Source organism: Pseudomonas sp. SORGH_AS_0199 (genome assembly GCF_031453735.1).
GTDB lineage: Bacteria > Pseudomonadota > Gammaproteobacteria > Pseudomonadales > Pseudomonadaceae > Chryseomonas > Chryseomonas aestiva.
The window spans coordinates 4,120,084-4,138,661 of sequence record NZ_JAVJAE010000001.1; the positions used below are offsets into that span (position 1 = coordinate 4,120,084).

Sequence of the window (18,578 nt, forward strand, 5' to 3'; positions counted from 1 at the left end):
GCGCCGTCCCTCCCAGCCGATTTCGCCATGCCCCTCTGCCACCTGCATCCCCTGCCCTACCACGCCGATCCCACGGTGCGTTTCACCCTGCTGCAGGGCGAACCCGGCGCGGTGCTGCTGGATTCAGGGCGGCCGCTTGCCGAGCGGGGTCGCTACGACCTCATGGCGGCCTGGCCGCTGCAGGTGCTGCAGCCCGCTGCCGGTGAAACGGGCCAGGCCTTCTTCACGCGGACGCGCGCGGCCCTGGCCAGCCTGGGTCGCGCCGACCTGCCGGCTGGTGCGGACCTGCCCTTCGCCGGTGGCCTGCTGGGCTATCTCGGCTATGACTTCGGCCGGCGCCTGGAGCGCCTGCCCACGGGCGCCCGCGCCGACCTGGCACTACCCGATGCGCACCTGGGCCTCCATGCCTGGGCGCTGGTCAGTGATCACCAGGCCCGCACCAGCCAACTGGTCTGCCATCCGGCGCTGGACGCCGGGGAACGCCAGCGACTGATCGCCCTGTTCGACACCGGGGCGGCGCCCAGGGCCGAGGGCTTCCGGCTGACCGCCCCCTTCGCCGCCGAGATCGACCAGCCCACCTATCGCCAGCGCATCGAGGCCATCCAGGCCTATATCGCCGCCGGCGACTGCTATCAGGTCAACTTCGCCCAGCGCTTTCGCGCGCCCTTCCAGGGTTCGCCCTGGACCGCCTACCAGGCCCTGCGCGCGGCCTGCCCGACGCCCTTCTCCGGCTATCTGGCACTGGAGCGCGGCGCCCTGCTCAGCCATTCGCCGGAGCGTTTCCTGCGGGTGAGCCGTGGCCAGGTGGAAACCCGCCCGATCAAGGGTACTCGCCCGCGCCGCGCCGACCCGGCCGCCGATGCCGGCGAAGCCCGCGCGCTGCTGGCCAGCCCCAAGGATCGCGCCGAGAACCTGATGATCGTCGACCTGCTGCGCAACGACCTGGGGCGCAGTTGCCGCATCGGCTCGGTGCGGGTGCCCGAGTTGTTCGCCCTGGAGAGCTATCCCAACGTCCATCACCTGGTCAGCGCCGTCACCGGCGAATTGGCCACGGACCTGGACGCCCTCGACCTCCTGGCCGGCAGCTTTCCCGGTGGCTCCATCACCGGCGCGCCGAAGATCCGCGCCATGCAGATCATCGACGAGCTGGAGGAAACCCGCCGCGGCCCCTACTGCGGCTCGCTGCTCTATCTGGACGTGCGCGGCGAGAGCGACAGCTCCATCCTGATCCGCAGCCTGCTGGCCGAAGACGGCATGCTTAGCTGCTGGGGCGGCGGCGGCATCGTCATGGATTCCCACTGGGCCGACGAATACGCCGAATCCCTGGCCAAGGTGCGGGTGCTGCTGGAGACGCTGGAGACCCACAGCTGATCCGGCTTTGCTACCATGGCGGCATCCCTTCCCCGGCTGGAGCCCGCCATGTCTCTCGATCTCGCCCGCATCAACGCCGACCTCGGCCGCGATCCCGAAAAGCTCGTCGCCTGGGCCCTGGGCCTGGGTAAGAGCGCCATCGTCACCACCAACTTCCGCCCCTTCGAGGCGGTGATCCTGCACCTGGTCAGCCAGGTCAAGCCGGATATCCCGGTGGTCTGGATGGATAGCGGCTACAACACCCCCGCCACCTACCGCTGCGCCGACGAGATCGTGCGCAAGCTCGATCTCAACCTGGTGACCTACCTGCCCAGGCGCTCCCGCGCCCATCGCGAGGCCATCGACGGCCCGGTGCCGGGGCTGGACGATCCGCGCCACACCGCCTTCACCGAAGAGGTCAAGCTGGAACCCTTCGCCCGCGCCCTGCGCGAGACGGCGCCTGAAGTCTGGTTCACCGCCCTGCGCGCCACCGACACCGCGGTACGCGCCCAGATGGACCCGGTCAGCGTCAATCCGGACGGCCTGATCAAGGTCGCGCCGCTGCTGCACTGGACCTCCAAGGACCTCTACCAGTACCTCACCGCCCACGACCTGCCCAACGAATTCGACTACTTCGACCCCACCAAGGGTGACGAAAACCGCGAGTGCGGCCTGCACCTCGCCCACTGAGTCGATACCTCCCGCGCGCTCGGTTCCGGGCGCGCGCTCTGCTCCTGCTGAACCATCGCCCATGACTGCTTCCCGCCCTATCCACTCCCGCAAGGGCGTCTTTGCCGTGGTGCTCGGCAACGCCGTGGAGTTTTTCGACTTCGGCGTCTACGCCACCTTCGCCGTGCTGATCGGCCAGGTGTTCTTTCCTTCGCAGAATGCCTTCGCCAGCCTGATGGCCAGCGTCATCACCTTTGGCGTCGGCTTCGTCGTCCGGCCGCTGGGCGCCATTCTCATCGGCGCCTGGGCCGACCGCGTCGGGCGCAAGCCGGCGATGCTGCTGACCATGGTGCTGATGGCCCTGGGCACCGGTGGCATCGCCGTGCTGCCGGGCTACGAGCAGATCGGCATCGCCGCCCCCATCCTGCTGGTGCTGACGCGGCTGTTGCAGGGCCTGGCCTGGGGTGGCGAGGCCGGCCCGGCCACCACCTACATCCTGGAGGCGGCGCCGCTGCACAAGAGAGGCACCTACGCCTGCTGGCAGGTCGTGGCCCAGGGGCTGGCCGCGGTAGCGGCCGGGCTGATCGGCTATGGCCTGACCCTCTGGCTGACGCCGGAGCAACTGCTGGCCTGGGGCTGGCGCCTGCCCTTCCTGCTGGGCCTGGCGATCCTGCCCATCGGCCTCTATATCCGCCGGGGCCTGGTGGATACCCACGTCGGCGAAAGCCGGGGCGCCGGCGCGGTGCTGGGCGAGGTGCTGGCCACCCAGCGGCGGCCACTGCTGCTGGGGCTGCTGATCCTCTCCGGCAGCACCATCACCCAGTACTTCCTCAACTACATGACCACCTTCGCCCTGGTGGAACTGAAGCTGCCGACCGGGACCGCCATGCTCGCCACCCTGGTGATGGGCGCGGCCATGGCGGTCTGCTCGATCCTGGGCGGGGTGCTCAGCGATCGCTATGGCCGGCGCATCGTACTGATCCTGCCGCGACTGCTGTTGCTGGTGCTGCTCTATCCGGCGCTGCAGCTCATCACCCAGGCACCCGGGCCGGGCACCTTCCTGCTGACCCTGGCGGTGCTCTCCGGCCTGCACGGCATGAGTGGCGCCGCCCTGATCGTGCTGCTGGTGGAAAGCTTTCCGCAGCGGGTGCGGGCGACCGGCTTCTCGCTGGTCTATGCGCTGGGGGTGGCGGCCTTCGGCGGCACCGCCCAGATCGTGGTGACCTGGCTGATCGGCGCCACCGGCGACCGTATGGCGCCGGCCGCCTACCTGCTGGTGGCCAACCTGGTGTGTCTCGGCGCCGCCTGGTTCGCCGCCGAGACCTGTCCGGGGCGTCAGCCGGCGGAACGCTCCGCGGCATAACCCTCTTCCCGCCGATTCTTGCGCTCCAGGCGGACGTAGACGAGGCCGGTGAGCAAGAGGCCGAACAGCAGCACCGCGGCCAGCAGATAGAGCCCCGAGGCCAGGGTGCCGGTGGCCGCCTTGAGCGCGCCGATACCATAGGGGCCGAGATAACCGCCGAGATTGCCCACCGAGTTGATCAGGGCGATACCGGCGGCGGCGCTGGCCCCGGCGAAGAAGCGCCCCGGCAGGGTCCAGAACAGCGCGGTGAGGGAAAACAGACAGAAGGCCACCACCGACAGCGCCGCCAGTTGCAGCACGGCAGTGCCGAACCAGGCGCTGCCGGCCATGGCCAGGGCACCCACCCCATAGAGCACGGCCAGGTGGCCATAGCGATCGCCCAGGCGATCGGAACTGCGCGGCACGATGAGCAGGCCGAGAATGCCGAAGGCGTAGGGAATGGCGGAAATGAAGCCTGTGGTGAGATCGCTGCCGCCGAACTGGTGGATCAGCGTCGGCAGCCACAGCCCCAGGCCATAGATGCTCAGGGTCACCGGCAGATAATAGAGCGCCAAGAGCAGCACGCGGCGATCCTTGAGCGCATGCAGGGGATTGCCATGGCGGGTCTGGTCGAAGAGGTGCAGGTCCTTTTCCAGCTCCGTTGCCAGCCAGCGCTTTTCATCGGCGTCCAGCCAGGCGACCTGTTGCGGACCATCCGGCAACCGGGTCAGGGTCGGCCAGGCCAGCAGCACCGCCGGCGCGCCGATGCAGAGGAACAGCCACTGCCAGCCGTGCAGACCGAGTGCGCCATCCAGTTGCAGGAGCATGCCCGACAGCGGTCCCGTCACCAGCATGGCGATGGGCTGGGAGAGGATGAACAGCCCCATGATCTTGCCGCGATGGCGTACCGGGAACCACTGGGTGAGGTAGTAGAGCACGCCGGGAAAGAAGCCGGCCTCGGCCGCACCCAGCAGGAAGCGCATGACATAGAAGCTGTTCGGTCCCTGGACGAAGGCCATGCCCATGGTGATGGCACCCCAGGTCACCAGGATGCGGGCGAACCAGCGGCGCGCACCGAAGCGCTCCAGCAGCAGGTTGCTGGGCACCTCGCAGAGGAAATAGCCGATGAAGAACAGCCCGGCACCAAGGCCGTAGGCGGCATCGCCGATGCCGATGTCGGCGCCCATGTGCAGCTTGGCAAAGCCCACGGCAGAGCGGTCGATGTAGGCGACCAGATAGAGCAATACGAGAAAGGGGACCAGCTTGAGCGTGATCCGACGGATGAGGGCGGATTCAGGGTGCATGGCGTTCTCCGACTTGTTGTTGTTGTGCGGTTGAAGCGCAGATTGCTCAAAATTCTAACGTACTATCATTGAATCGTTAAATACCCTAATCAGGCCATTAATCGGCTCTTAAGGTTATTTTGATAATACTAAAATATTGTTACGAAGTGGGAGATCTTACCTCTTGATTTCCGCTGATCCCCGTTACAGAGCCGCTTGGCCCGCGATAACATCGGTTATCGCGCTGATGGTGTTATAGTGATGGCACGACGACTTCGGATGCCTTTCGATGAATTACAAGACACCGCTGCCGCGCAAAAGCAGACACGCTCGCATCGTTCATGAGCTCGGCACCCAGATCGTGTCCGGGCACTTCCTGCCAGAACAGCGCCTGCCCCCCGAGGCGCAGCTGTGCGAAGAGTACGAAGTGAGCCGCCCCGTCCTGCGTGAGGCCACCCGGGTGCTCGTGGCCAAGGGTCTGGTCAGGTCCAAGCCCAAGGTCGGAACCGTAGTCAAACCACGCAACGAGTGGCATCTGCTCGATCCGGACGTGCTCCATTGGCTGCTGGAGAGCGATTCGCGGCACAGCTTCTACGAGACCCTGGTCAAGGTGCGCAACATCATCGAGCCGGAGGTCGCCGCCATGGCGGCTGCCAACGCCCAGCCCGAAGACGTCAAGGCCATCGAGGACGCCTACCAGCGGATGGAGCAGGCGGCGGACATCGCCAACATGGCCGAGCCGGACATGGCCTTCCATCTGTCCATCGCCACGGCCACCCACAACGAATTGCTGACTCACCTCTACAGCATCATGCTGCTGCCGGTGCGGGACTATCTGGAACGCTCCTCGGCGCTGTTCGCCGCCGGAGACAGCCTCAACCTGCTGGTCTCCCGGCACAAGGCGATCCTCACCGCGATCCAGCACCGTGATCCGCTGACCGCCCGCCACGCCGCCATCGCCCAGTTGGCCGGTGTCGATGACATGGTCGCCGAAGCCTTCCGGCCGCAGCCCTTGTCTGAAGGTGAAATTTCGTATGATCATTGAGGGCAAGAACCCACTCGCGGTATGCCCTTATGTCCAGCAGCTACCATGCCTCTACCGTAGAACAACTCGGCCAGCGACTCGCGGCCGGGCAATTTCCACCCGGTAGCGCCCTTAAGGTAGAGGCGGACCTCTGCCAGGAACTGGGTGTCAGTCGTACCATCCTGCGCGAGGCGATCAAGACCCTGGCGGCCAAGGGCATGCTGGAAGTCGGCCCGAAGGTCGGTACCCGGGTCCTGCCGCTCAGTCGCTGGAATCTGTTCGATACCCAGGTGGTGGGCTGGCTGGCCACGGGCGGTCTGCCCGCTCATTTCGTCAAGGACCTGCTGGATCTGCGTCACGCCATCGAGCCGGCGGCGGTGCGCTGGGCCTGCGAAAGGGCCACTCCCGAGCAGGTCCAGGCGATCCAGGTCGCCTACCAGCACCTGGAAGCGTCGCTCGATGGCGGCGACTACAACACCGCCGACCAGCGCTTCCACGAATGCGTCCTGGCGGCCAGCCACAATCAGTTCATCGAGCAGATGGTGCCCGCCCTGGGCGCGCTGCTAGCAGCCTCCTTCACCCTGTCGTCGGCCGATCCCGACGAATTGCGGCGTACCCTCCCCCTGCACAAGACCCTGGCCGACGGCATCGCCTCGCGCGATGCGGCGCGCGCCGTCTGGGCCTGCATGATGCTGATCGACAGCGCGGCGGTGACCCTGGCGCGCTATACCGACTGACGTTTCGGTCGGCAACCTTGGCGTCTCTCCAGGTTCCCATGCCTGGATTTCCCGTCCTGCCACAACAAGAGAGGTGAACGATGGATTGGCAGCCGCTGCTTCCCCAGCGCTTCAAACTGGCCGAAGGTCCCTTCTGGGACCAGGAGACCCAGGCGCTCTACTGGGTAGATATCGCCGGCTTCAAGGCCTGCCGCCTGCGCGGCGAGCAGTATCAGGAATGGCAGCTGGATCGTCCCTGCTCCGCCTTCGTGCCCACGGTCCGCGGCGATGCCCTGGTGACCCTGCCGAACGGCGTCTTCCGCCTGGATCTCGATTCCCCGCCAGAGCGTCCCGCGCTGGAACTCTTCTGCGTCGCCGATCCCGATCCGGGCAATCGCGGCAACGAGGCCCGCTGTGACGCCCAGGGGCGTCTGTGGCTGGGCACCATGCAGAACAACCTCGATGCCCAGGGCGGCGACGTGGCCATCGACCGACACTCGGGCGCTCTGTTCCGCATCGATCCCGACGGCAGCGTCAGCCGGCACGCCAGCGACCTCGGTATCGCCAACACCCTGGTATGGAGCGCGGCGGACAACCACGTCATCAGCGCCGACACCCTCAAGGACACCCTCTATCGCTATCCGCTGGATGCCAGCGGCAACCTGGGTGCACCCACCGTCTGGGCCGGTCCCCACGAGCGCGGCTCGCCGGACGGCTCGGCCATCGACAGCGAAGGCTGCGTATGGAACGCACGCTGGGACGGCAACTGCCTGCTGCGTTTCTCGCCGGAGGGCGAGCTGCTGGAGATCGTCGAGCTGCCTGTGCAGCGGCCCACCAGCTGCGTCTTCGGCGGAGCGGATCTGCGCACCCTCTACGTCACCAGTGCCGCCGCCGACGGTACCCTCGACGGCGCCCTGCTCAAGGCGACCGCGCCGGTCGCCGGCATGCCCTGCCACAGGTTCGCCGGCTGATTCATCCTACCGACCCAGGCGCCCTTCCGCGGCGCCTTTCCGCTTCGGGCCCTATGTAACAGCTTGGTGACAGAGGTGACGAAAAATCTCGTCACCTTTTTCTTGCGCCCGCACCCATCCAATCATAATATCAATGCAGAGCGGCGTCGTCTGACCTCCTCGACGGCAGCCCGCCGCCTCGCATTGCCTGGCCACACCAATAAAAACAAGGAGTTCCAGCTATGTTCCGTGTTCCGGGAGTTCGTTCTCTGCTGCGTGCCGCCCTCGCCGCCGGCGCTGTCAGCCTGTCCCTTTCCGCTTTCGCTGCCGATCCGGTCAAGATCGGTTTCCTGGTCAAGCAACCCGAGGAACCCTGGTTCCAGACCGAGTGGGCCTTCGCCGAGAAAGCCGCCAAGGACAAGGGTTTTACCCTGCTCAAGATCGCCGTGCCGGATGGCGAGAAGACCCTCGCCGCCATCGACAGCCTGGCCGCCAACGGCGCCAAGGGCTTCGTGATCTGCCCGCCCGACGTCTCCCTCGGCCCGGCCATCGTGGCCAAGGCCAAGCTCAACGACCTCAAGGTCATGGCCGTGGACGACCGCTTCGTCGACGCCAAGGGCAAGTTCATGGAAGACGTGCCCTACCTGGGCATGGCCGCCTTCGAGGTCGGTCAGCAGCAGGGCGCCGCCATGGCCGCCGAAGCCGAGAAGCGTGGCTGGAAGTGGGATGACACCTATGCGGTGATCAACACCTACAACGAGCTGGATACCGGCAAGAAGCGCACCGACGGTTCGGTGGAAGCCCTGAAGAAGGCCGGCCTGCCCGCCGACCACATCATCTTCGCGCCGCAGAAGACCCTGGACGTGCCCGGCAGCATGGACTCCACCACCTCCGCGCTGGTCAAGCTGCCTTCGGCCGCCAAGCACCTGATCATCGGCGGCATGAACGACAACACCGTGCTGGGCGGCGTCCGCGCCACCGAAAGCGCCGGCTTCAAGGCCGAGCAGGTGATCGGCATCGGCATCAACGGCACCGATGCCATCGGCGAACTGAAGAAAGCCAACAGCGGCTTCTTCGGCTCCATGCTGCCCAGCCCCCACGAAGAGGGCTACCAGACCGCCAGCATGATGTACGAGTGGGTGACTACCGGTAAGGAACCGCCCAAGTACACCGCGATGGACAAGGTCACCCTCATCACCCGCGCCAATTTCCAGCAAGAGCTGGAAAAGATCGGCCTCTGGAAGTGATGACCCCGGCGGCGCCGGTCCTGGCGCCGCCCTCCTCTTTCGTCTGACAGGAGGGCTTCATGGCAGCCCTGGAACACACCACCGCCCAGAGCGCCGACAGCCTCGGTTTCGTCGGCATCGGCAAGACCTTTCCCGGCGTCAAGGCGCTCGCCGACATCTCCTTCAACGTGCGTCCCGGCTCGGTGCACGCCCTCATGGGCGAGAACGGCGCCGGCAAGTCGACCCTGCTGAAGATCCTCAGCGGCTACCACGCCCCCACCACCGGCCACCTCAACATCGACGGCCAGGAACTGGTGTTCAAGAGCACCGCCGAAGCCATCCGCGCCGGCGTTGCGGTGATCCAGCAGGAACTGCAGCTGGTGCCGGAGATGACCGTCGCCGAAAATCTCTTTCTCGGGCACCTGCCGGCGCGCTACGGCATCGTCAATCGCGGCCACCTGCGCCGCCAGGCCCTGGACCTGCTCAAGGGCCTGGCCGAAGAGATCGACCCCAACACCAAGGTCGGACGCCTGTCGCTCGGGCAGCGCCAGCTGGTCGAGATCGCCAAGGCGCTCTCCCGCGGCGCCCGCGTCATCGCCTTCGACGAGCCGACCAGCTCGCTGTCCGCCCGCGAGACCGATCGGCTGATGACCATCATCGCCCGGCTGCGCGACGAAGGCCGGGTGGTGCTCTATGTCTCCCACCGCATGGAAGAGGTGTTCCGCATCTGCGACGCGGTGACGGTGTTCAAGGACGGTCGCCACGTGCGCACCATCGAGCGCCTGGCCGACATCACCCCCGACCAGTTGATCACCCTGATGGTCGGCCGCGACCTCGCCGACATCTACGACTACCGCCCGCGCGAAATCGGCGGTGGCTGCCTCAAGGTCGAGGGCCTGCTCGGCCAGGGCCTGCAGCAGCCGGTGGGCTTCGAGGTCTGCCAGGGCGAAATCCTCGGCCTGTTCGGCCTGGTCGGTGCCGGTCGCACCGAGCTCCTGCGCCTGCTGGCGGGCCTGGAAAAGCACAAGGCTGGCAGCCTGAGCCTCAAAGGCGCCCCGATCAGCCTCAGGTCGCCGCGTGACGCCATCGCCGCCGGCATCCTGCTGTGCCCGGAAGATCGCAAGAAGGAAGGCATCGTGCCGCTGGCCAGCGTGGCCGAGAACATCAACATCAGCGCTCGTGCCCATCACGCCAGCCTCGGCTGCCTGATCCAGGGTCGCTGGGAAAAGGCCAACGCCGAAAAGCAGATTCGCGCGCTGAACGTGAAGACACCCCACGCCGGGCAGAAGATCAAGAACCTTTCCGGCGGCAACCAGCAGAAGGCCATCCTCGGTCGCTGGCTGTCGATGCCCATGCAGGTGCTCCTGCTCGACGAACCCACCCGCGGCATCGACGTGGGCGCCAAGTCGGAGATCTACGCCATCATCCATGACCTCGCCGCCCGCGGCATCGCCGTGGTGGTGGTGTCCAGCGACCTGATGGAAGTCATGGGCGTGGCCGATCGCATCCTGGTGATGAGCGAAGGCGCCATCACCGGCGAGGTGACCCGCGCCGAGTTCAACGACGAGCGCCTGCTGCAGCTCGCCCTGCCCCGTACCCGGGCCTGATGAAAACAAGAAAAGAGGTTCAGTCCATGTCCGCCCAACCCCACAGCCTGACCCCGCCGCGCCGCGGCTTCGACATGCGTCGCTTCCTCGACGACTGGGCCATGATGCTGGCCGCCGTCGTCATCTTCACCCTCTGCGCGCTGTTCGTGCAGAACTTCCTCTCGCCGCTGAACATGCGCGGTCTGGGGCTGGCGATCTCCACCGTGGGCATCGCCGCCTGCACCATGCTGTTCTGCCTGGCCTCCGGCCACTTCGACCTCTCCGTGGGTTCGGTCATCGCCTGTGCCGGGGTGGTCGCCGCGGTGGTGATGCGCGAATTCGACAGCGTCTTTCTCGGCGTCGCCGCCGCCCTGGCCATGGGCCTGGTGGTCGGCCTGATCAACGGCCTGGTGATCGCCAAGCTCAAGATCAACGCCCTGATCACCACGCTGGCGACGATGCAGATCGTGCGCGGCCTGGGCTACATCTTCTCCGACGGCAAGGCCGTGGGCGTCTCCCAGGAGCAGTTCTTCGTGTTCGGCAACGGCCAGCTGTTCGGCCTGCCGGTGCCCATCGTCATCACCCTGCTGTGCATCCTGTTCTTTGGCTGGCTGCTCAACTACACCACCTTCGGCCGCAACACCATGGCCATCGGCGGCAACGAGGAAGCCGCGCTGCTGGCCGGGGTCCACGTCGATCGCACCAAGATCATCATCTTCGCCATGCACGGGGTGATCGGCGCCCTGGCCGGCGTGGTGCTGGCCTCGCGGATGACCTCCGGCCAGCCGATGATCGGCCAGGGCTTCGAACTCACGGTGATCTCCGCCTGCGTGCTGGGCGGGGTTTCCCTGGCCGGCGGCATCGGCATGATCCGCCACGTGATCGCCGGCGTGCTGATCCTGGCGATCATCGAGAACGCCATGAACCTGAAGAACATCGACACCTTCTACCAGTACGTCATCCGCGGAACCATCCTGCTGCTGGCCGTGGTCATCGACCGCTTCAAGCAGCGCTAAACCCAGACTGTGCCCTCCCCCGCGGCGCCACGGGCGCCGTGCCGGGGACCGCTTTGCCCGTGAAATGCCCGAGGACAAGACAATGACCACGCCCAAACGCCCGCTCCGCTCCGCCCAGTGGTTTGGCAGCAACGACAAGAACGGCTTCATGTACCGCAGCTGGATGAAGAATCAGGGCATCCCGGATCACGAATTCCAGGGCAAACCCGTCATCGGCATCTGCAACACCTGGTCCGAGCTGACCCCCTGCAACGCCCACTTCCGCAAGATCGCCGAACACGTCAAGCGCGGCATCTACGAAGCCGGCGGCTTCCCGGTGGAATTCCCGGTGTTCTCCAACGGCGAATCCAACCTCAGACCCACCGCCATGCTGACCCGCAACCTGGCCAGCATGGACGTCGAAGAAGCCATTCGCGGCAACCCGGTGGACGCCGTGGTGCTGCTCACCGGCTGCGACAAGACCACGCCGGCGCTGCTGATGGGCGCCGCCAGCTGCGACGTGCCGGCCATCGTCGTCACCGGCGGCCCCATGCTCAACGGCAAGCACCACGGCCGCGACATCGGCGCCGGCACCATCGTCTGGCAGATGCACGAGGCCTACAAGGCCGGTGCCATCGACCTCAACGAATTCCTCTCCGCCGAAGCCGGGATGTCGCGTTCGGCCGGTACCTGCAACACCATGGGCACCGCCTCCACCATGGCCTGCATGGCCGAAGCCCTGGGCACCTCGCTGCCGCACAACGCCGCCATTCCGGCGGTGGATTCGCGGCGCTACGTGCTGGCGCACCTGTCCGGCATGCGCATCGTCGAGATGGTGGAAGAAGACCTGCGGCTATCGAAGATCCTCACCAAGGAAGCCTTCGAGAACGCCATTCGCGTCAACGCCGCCATCGGCGGTTCCACCAACGCGGTGATCCACCTCAAGGCCATCGCCGGCCGCATCGGCGTGGACCTGGAGCTGGACGACTGGACCCGGGTCGGCCGCGGCACCCCCACCATCGTCGACCTGCAGCCCTCCGGACGCTTCCTGATGGAAGAGTTCTACTATGCCGGCGGCCTGCCGGCGGTGATCCGCCGCATGGGCGAAGCCAAGCTGCTGCCCCACCCCGAGGCGCTGACCGCCAACGGCAAGAGCCTCTGGGCCAACTGCGCCGAGGCGCCCATCTACGGCGACGACGAGGTCATCCGCGCCCTGGACAACCCGCTGCGCGCCGACGGCGGCATCTGCGTGCTGCGCGGCAACCTGGCGCCCAAGGGCGCGGTGCTCAAGCCCTCGGCCGCGACCCCGGCACTCATGCAGCATCGCGGTCGCGCCGTGGTGTTCGAGAACCTGGAAGACTACAAGGCGCGCATCGTCGACCCGGACCTGGACATCGACGAGACCTGCGTGATGGTGCTGAAGAACTGCGGACCCAAGGGGTATCCGGGCATGGCCGAGGTGGGCAACATGGGCCTGCCGGCCAAGCTGCTGGCCAAGGGCATCACCGACATGGTGCGCATCTCCGACGCCCGCATGAGCGGCACCGCCTACGGCACCGTGGTCCTGCACGTGGCACCCGAGGCCTCGGCCGGTGGCCCCCTGGCAGTGGTCCGCGAAGGCGACATGATCGAACTGGACTGCGCTTCCGGGCGCCTGCACCTGGATATCCCCGACGAAGAACTGGCCGCGCGCCTGGCCGACTGGCAACCGCCGGCCGACCAGCTGCTGGCCGGCGGTTATCGCCGCCTCTACGTCAACCATGTGCTGCAGGCCGACGAAGGCTGCGACTTCGACTTCCTAGTCGGTTGCCGCGGCGCCGAGGTGCCTCGCCACTCCCATTGACCGGCTCTACCCCCTCTCCCACCGGGAGAGGGTCGGGGTGAGGGGCTGGCGCAGCCTCTCTTTCCGGAACTCGGGGCCCTCTGCCCCACTCTTGCACAACAACAAACCGAAAAGGTGGTCGAGATGAAAAGCACGTTAGCCCTCACCGGACTTGGACTGTCACTCATGATCAGCACCCTTACCGCCCAGGCGGCCGGCCTCAGCAGCCAGCAGTCGAGCTTTGGCAAGCTGCCCGATGGCACCCCCATCGAGAAGTTCGTCCTGACCAACAGCCACGGCATGCAGGCCACCGTCATCACCTACGGCGGCGTGCTGCAGGCGCTCAAGGTGCCCGACCGCAAGGGCCACAGCGAAGACGTGGTCCTGGGCTTCGATGACGTCCAGGGTTATCTCGACAACCCCACCGTATTCTTTGGCGCCACCATCGGCCGCTTCGGCAACCGCATCGCCGAGGGCCGCTTCAGCCTCGATGGCAAGAGCTACCAGATCCCCCAGAACGACAAGACCAACGCCCTGCACGGCGGTCCCCAGGGCTTCAACACCAAGGTGTGGAAGGCCGAGCCGGCCAAGGGCGACGGCTGGGTCGGCGTGACCCTGAGCTATGTCTCCCCCGATGGCGAGATGGGCTTTCCCGGCACCCTCACCACCCAGGTGACCTACCAGCTGGACGAGCACAACCAGCTGACCCTCAAGTACCGCGCCACCACCGACAAGCCGACGGTGCTCAACCTGACCAACCACAGCTACTTCAACCTGGCCGGCGCCGGCAGTGGCACCGTGCTCAAGCAGGTGGCGATGCTCAATGCCGACAAATACACGCCGGTGACCGCCAAGCTGATCCCCACCGGCGAATTGCCGCCCGTGGCCGGCACGCCGATGGACTTCCGCAAGCCGACCGCCATCGGCAAGCACATCGCCGACGAAAATCAGCAACTGAAGTACGCCGAACCCAAGCAGGGTGGCTATGACTTCAACTGGGTGCTCAACACCGCTGGCGATCTGCAGAAAGCCGCTGCCGTGGTGACCGACCCGGGCTCCGGCCGCACCCTGACCCTCTACACCACCGAACCGGGCGTGCAGTTCTATACCGGCAACTTCCTGGAGGGGAACATCAAGGGCAAGGCCGGCAAGACCTACGGCCACTGGGGCGCCTTCACCCTGGAAACCCAGCACTACCCGGATGCGCCCAACCAGCCGAACTTCCCCACCACCCGCCTGGATCCCGGCCAGACCTACACCCAGACGACCATCTTCAAGTTCGCCGGCAAGTAGGGCCTGCTCCGACTCAAGCAAAGGCCGCTCCCGGGAGCGGCCTTTGCTTTGGTGCTCCCCTCACCCCAACCCTCTCCCAGAGGGAGAGGGGGCAGGAGCGGAGCGCCTTTCGCCTCCGTGCTCCGTGTTCCGTAGCGTGGAAAACGGCGCACCCTCCTCCGCTCGTACCCTCCCCCCGTAGCGTGGAAAACGGCATAGCCTTTTCCACTTGCACCTCTCCCATGACACCCGGCCCTCCCCGTAGCGTGGCAAAGGGCGCAGCCTTTTCCACTGTCCTGCCACCGCCCCTTTCCATCACCCAATAAAAAACCCGGCGCCTTGCGACGCCGGGTTTCTTACCACCTCAAAGCACTAGGATCAGATCGCGGCCTTGGTGTTCTCGCCGTTCACCAGACGCTGGATACCCAGCGGATTGGCGTTCTGCAGGGCTTCCGGGAGGAAGGCATCCGGATAGTTCTGGTAGCACACCGGACGCAGGAAGCGATCGATGGCCAGGGTACCGACGGAGGTGCCGCGGGCATCGGAGGTCGCCGGATAGGGACCGCCATGGACCATGGCATCGCTGACTTCCACACCGGTGGGATAGCCGTTGAGCAACAGGCGACCAGCTTTCTGCTCCAGCAGGCCGATGATGGCCTCGAAGCGCTGCAGATCGGCCGGCTCGGCCAGCAGGGTGGCGGTCAGCTGACCATGCAGGCCTTGCAGCGCCTGGTGTAGCTGGGCTTCGTCAGCCACCTCGACCACCACCGTGGTGGGACCGAAGACTTCTTCCTGCAGCAGCTCGTCGTTTTCCAGCAGCAGGCTCACATCAGCCTTGAACAGCTGCGGACGCGCCTGATTGCCTTCCTGGCTGGCACCGGCCAGGTGCTGCACACCGGAATGGGCCAGCAGCGCCGCAACGCCCTTCTCGTAGCTCTTCAGGGTGCCCGGATTGAGCATGGTCTGGGGCGCCTGCTCGTTCATGGCACCGGCCAGGCGCTCGAGGAAGCTGCTGAACTCGGGCGAACGCACGCCGATGACCAGACCCGGATTGGTGCAGAACTGGCCGCAGCCCAGGACCACGGAGGCCGCGAGTTCACCGGTGATAGCCTCGCCACGGGCCTTGAGTGCCTCGGGCAGGACCACCACGGGGTTGATGCTGGACATCTCGGCGAACACCGGGATCGGCTGCGGACGGGCCGCGGCCATGTCGCACAGGGCGCGACCGCCGCGCAGCGAGCCGGTGAAGCCCACTGCCTGGATGGCCGGGTGCTTGACCAGCTGCTCGCCCACGCCACCGCCATAGATCATGTTGAACACGCCCTTGGGCATGCCGGTCTTCTCCGCGGCGCGCAGGATGGCATCGGCCACGTATTCGGCGGTGACCATGTGGCCGCTGTGGGCCTTGAACACCACCGGGCAACCGGCGGCCAGGGCCGCGGCGGTGTCGCCACCGGCAGTGGAGAAGGCCAGCGGGAAGTTGCTGGCACCGAACACGGCCACCGGACCCAGGCCGATGCGGTACTGACGCAGGTCAGGACGCGGCAGCGGCTTGCGCTCGGGCAGCGCGGTGTCGATGCGTGCACCGTGGAAGTCACCGCGGCGCAGCACCTTGGCGAACAGGCGCATCTGGCCGCTGGTACGGCCGCGCTCGCCCTGGATACGGCCAGCCGGCAGTGCGGTTTCCTGGCAGACCAGCTGGACGAAATCATCGCCCAGGCCGTCCAGTTCGTCGGCGATGGCATCGAGGAAGGCCGCGCGCTGCTCGGCGCTCAGCTTGCGGTACAGGGGCGCGGCCTGCTCGGCGGCACGGGCGGCGGCATCGACCTCGGCCGCGGACGCCTGGAAGAATTCGTAGGGCAGCTTTTCGCCAGTCGTGGCGTCGATGCTGTAGACCCGCACCTCGCCCTCGCCGCTGCGAGCGCCACCGATGTAGTTCTTGCCTTGGATCTGCATTGTTCTCGACTCCTTATACCTAGGGGTTCAGGGAAGACCACCCGACTGGGGTGGTCTTCGAAGGGGTGGCACGCTCAGTCTCAGAGCGGCCGGGCCAGCCTGTGCGATACCCACTCTAGCATTCGCATAGTCAGCAGTCATCATACAACTATCAGAGCTGCTGGACCTGCCCGGGCTGGAAGGCTGCCGTGCCGGCCTTGACGCCATTGCTCAGCGGCTCGCCGAATTCCGGCACCGCGATCTCGAATCTGTCGCCCGGCTCGACGCGCACACCGTCGGCGAAGGACAGGGTCGCCGTGCCGAAGAAATGCACATGGACATCGCCCGGTCGCAGGAACTGCGCATACTTGAAGTGGTGATACTCGAGGTTCTCCAGGCTGTGGCACATGTTGTCCTCGCCGGAGAGGAATTCCTTCTCCCAGACCACCTGCGCGCCGCGACGGATCCGGCTGGTGCCCGCCAGATGGCGCGGCAGCTCACCGGTGCGCAGCGCCGGACCGAAGCTGCAGTAGCGTAGTTTGGAATGGGCCAGATAGAGATAGTTCTTGCGTTCCATCACGTGGTCGGAGAATTCGTTGCCCACCGCGTAACCCAGGCGATAGGGCTTGCCGTCGTCGCCGATCACGTAGAGACCGGTCAGCTCGGGCTCTTCACCGGCGTCCTCGGCGAATTCCGGCAGCGGGATGTCGGCACCGGGACGCACCAGGATGCCGCCGTCGCCCTTGTAAAACCATTCCGGCTGGGCACCGGCGCTACCCGCTGCAGGCCGACCGCCCTCCACGCCCCATTTGAACATGCGCATGGAGTCGGTCAGCTTGGCCTCCTCCTGGCTGTTCTGCTGGTGCATCTTGTCGCGGGTGGCGGCGCTGCCCAGGTGGGTCAGACCGGTCCCGGTAACCAGGCAGTGTGCGGGGTCCTCGTGGTCCAGCGGCGGCAACAGGCGGCCGCCATCGAGCAGCTCGGCATAGGCCGGTCCGGGCTCCAGGCCCAGGGTCTGCACCTGAGACTCCAGCGACACGCCAGCGCGGATGGCCTGCAGCGCCAGGGTCCGGGTGCTGGTCGCACCCCGGACCTGCTGGACTTCGCCGCGCTCGACCACGCCGACGCGGCGCTGGCCCTGTTGGTCTTCGAACTGAATCAGGTGCATGGCATTCTCCTTGTTGGTTATCGCCTGAAGGAGACTTTACTCGGCGCTACGGGGCCTGCCTAATGAGAGCTCCCTATCCCGCGATAACCAACGGTTATTCCCATGCTGCCATCCCTGGGCTCCATCGCCTCCCGTCTGCGCCTGCGGCAACTGCGCCTGCTGATCGCCCTCGACGAGGAAGGCTCGCTGCACAAGGCCGCCGAACGCATCGCCATCTCCCAGCCCGGGGCCACCAAGGCGCTGCACGAAATCGAGAGCACCCTGGGCGCCACCCTCTTCCTGCGCACCCACCAGGGCCTGCAGCCCAACGACCTGGGCCGCTGCGTGATTCGCTATGCGCGGCTGATCGAGAGCGACCTGGCCCATCTGCGCGAAGAGATGCTCGGCATTCTCCAGGGCGAAGGGGGCCGGTTGGCGGTGGGGGTGATCATGGGCGCCGTGCCCCGCCTGATCGCCGCGGTGTCGCGCCTGGGTGCGGCGCAACCCCAGCTGGGGATCGAGATCATCGAGGACACCAGTGTGCGTCTGCTCGACCTGCTCGACGCCGGCCGCATCGAAGTGGCCATCTGCCGCAGCAGCGTCAGCCGCCGGCCGGATGCCTATGACTGTCTGGAGGTGCGCGAAGAGCGGCTGGAGATCGTCTGCCATCCCCGCCATCCGCTGGCGGAGTCGGAGACGCTGGGCCTGGCCGAGCTGGTCGACAGTCGCTGGATCGTCTATCCGGCCAACCTGCCCATGCGCCTGACCCTGGAACGGGAATTTCGCGCCGCGGAACTGGAGTTTCCCCGCTATCCGGTGGAAACCTCCTCCACCTTCACCCTGCTTGGCCTGCTGCAGGAAGATGCCAATCAGGTGGCCATGCTGCCCAGCGACATCGCCCAGTTCGGCGAAAGACACGGCCTGCTGCGCCGCCTGCCGGTCGTCCAGCGCACCCGCAACGAGCCCTATTCCATTCTGGTGCGCCAGGGCGCGGGATTGTCGGCGGCCGCGCAGCTGCTGCTGGAGCAGTGGCGGCTGGAAGCGTGAAACATCTATCGCGGCCATGGCGGTCCGCCGATGCTGCCGCTCCTATAGATGAAAGCACTACGGCTTGTTGCGATTTCGCCGAGTCTGACGCGACTAAACGCCTACTCGGATAGCCCCCTCTCCCCTCGGGAGAGGGTTGGGGTGAGGGTTGTCCCCTTCAGCGCAGTCTCCATTGGAAAGGCTACGCCGTTTTCCACGCTACGTACTGCTGCGG

The 18,578-nt window shown here is 66.3% G+C and carries 15 protein-coding genes; 12 read left to right on the forward strand and 3 right to left on the reverse strand.

Translation table 11 applies throughout. The annotated features are described in order from the left end of the window. The first annotated feature begins 27 nt into the window (after positions 1 to 27). From pabB to QE444_RS19320, 3 genes are all read left to right on the forward strand, one after another. Positions 28 to 1,371, forward strand: coding sequence for an aminodeoxychorismate synthase component I (gene pabB, locus QE444_RS19310; protein WP_263259487.1), 1,344 nt, complete (start codon positions 28 to 30; stop codon positions 1,369 to 1,371). Positions 1,372 to 1,419: 48 nt separating this feature from the next. Then, complete coding sequence (locus tag QE444_RS19315) at positions 1,420 to 2,040, forward strand: phosphoadenosine phosphosulfate reductase family protein (protein ID WP_263259486.1); 621 nt, start codon at positions 1,420 to 1,422, stop codon at positions 2,038 to 2,040. Between the two features lie 61 nt (positions 2,041 to 2,101). Continuing rightward, positions 2,102 to 3,382: an MFS transporter gene (locus QE444_RS19320; RefSeq protein ID WP_263259485.1), complete on the forward strand. Its 1,281-nt coding sequence runs from the start codon at positions 2,102 to 2,104 to the stop codon at positions 3,380 to 3,382. On the opposite strand, the gene QE444_RS19325 is transcribed toward QE444_RS19320, so the two are convergent. Further along, complete coding sequence (locus QE444_RS19325; protein ID WP_187979994.1) at positions 3,355 to 4,665, reverse strand: MFS transporter; 1,311 nt, start codon at positions 4,663 to 4,665, stop codon at positions 3,355 to 3,357. The genes QE444_RS19320 and QE444_RS19325 overlap by 28 nt on opposite strands. A gap of 268 nt (positions 4,666 to 4,933) precedes the next feature. Here QE444_RS19325 and QE444_RS19330 point away from each other — a divergent pair, with 268 nt between their 5' ends. The 8 genes from QE444_RS19330 (at position 4,934) to QE444_RS19365 (ending at position 14,256) form a co-directional block, all read left to right on the forward strand. After that, the gene (locus tag QE444_RS19330; RefSeq protein WP_133862729.1) at positions 4,934 to 5,689 is read left to right on the forward strand and encodes a FadR/GntR family transcriptional regulator; all 756 of its coding nucleotides are present in this window, start codon (positions 4,934 to 4,936) and stop codon (positions 5,687 to 5,689) included. A 29-nt stretch (positions 5,690 to 5,718) separates the two neighbouring features. After that, entirely contained in the window at positions 5,719 to 6,405 is a 687-nt protein-coding gene (locus QE444_RS19335; protein ID WP_133862728.1) for a FadR/GntR family transcriptional regulator, read from the forward strand. Positions 6,406 to 6,485: 80 nt separating this feature from the next. Beyond that, positions 6,486 to 7,355: an SMP-30/gluconolactonase/LRE family protein gene (locus QE444_RS19340; protein WP_263259484.1), complete on the forward strand. Its 870-nt coding sequence runs from the start codon at positions 6,486 to 6,488 to the stop codon at positions 7,353 to 7,355. A 221-nt stretch (positions 7,356 to 7,576) separates the two neighbouring features. Continuing rightward, positions 7,577 to 8,581 (forward strand): substrate-binding domain-containing protein, encoded by a 1,005-nt coding sequence (locus QE444_RS19345; protein ID WP_263259483.1) that lies wholly within the window; start codon positions 7,577 to 7,579, stop codon positions 8,579 to 8,581. A 59-nt stretch (positions 8,582 to 8,640) separates the two neighbouring features. Beyond that, entirely contained in the window at positions 8,641 to 10,167 is a 1,527-nt protein-coding gene (araG, locus tag QE444_RS19350) for an L-arabinose ABC transporter ATP-binding protein AraG (RefSeq protein ID WP_133862725.1), read from the forward strand. 26 nt (positions 10,168 to 10,193) lie between these two features. After that, entirely contained in the window at positions 10,194 to 11,162 is a 969-nt protein-coding gene (gene araH, locus QE444_RS19355) for an L-arabinose ABC transporter permease AraH (RefSeq protein ID WP_166655940.1), read from the forward strand. Between the two features lie 82 nt (positions 11,163 to 11,244). Next, entirely contained in the window at positions 11,245 to 12,984 is a 1,740-nt protein-coding gene (locus QE444_RS19360) for an IlvD/Edd family dehydratase (protein WP_158892690.1), read from the forward strand. 123 nt (positions 12,985 to 13,107) lie between these two features. Further along, positions 13,108 to 14,256, forward strand: coding sequence for an aldose epimerase family protein (locus tag QE444_RS19365; RefSeq protein ID WP_263259482.1), 1,149 nt, complete (start codon positions 13,108 to 13,110; stop codon positions 14,254 to 14,256). Between the two features lie 357 nt (positions 14,257 to 14,613). On the opposite strand, the gene QE444_RS19370 is transcribed toward QE444_RS19365, so the two are convergent. Further along, positions 14,614 to 16,191, reverse strand: coding sequence for an aldehyde dehydrogenase (NADP(+)) (locus QE444_RS19370; protein WP_263259481.1), 1,578 nt, complete (start codon positions 16,189 to 16,191; stop codon positions 14,614 to 14,616). A gap of 151 nt (positions 16,192 to 16,342) precedes the next feature. Further along, positions 16,343 to 17,338 carry an AraD1 family protein gene (gene araD1, locus QE444_RS19375; RefSeq protein ID WP_263259480.1) on the reverse strand — a complete coding sequence of 332 codons (996 nt, stop codon included), beginning with the start codon at positions 17,336 to 17,338 and terminating at the stop codon, positions 16,343 to 16,345. A 102-nt stretch (positions 17,339 to 17,440) separates the two neighbouring features. Here araD1 and QE444_RS19380 point away from each other — a divergent pair, with 102 nt between their 5' ends. After that, the gene (locus QE444_RS19380; protein WP_187979999.1) at positions 17,441 to 18,364 is read left to right on the forward strand and encodes a LysR family transcriptional regulator; all 924 of its coding nucleotides are present in this window, start codon (positions 17,441 to 17,443) and stop codon (positions 18,362 to 18,364) included. The last annotated feature ends 214 nt before the right edge of the window (positions 18,365 to 18,578 follow it).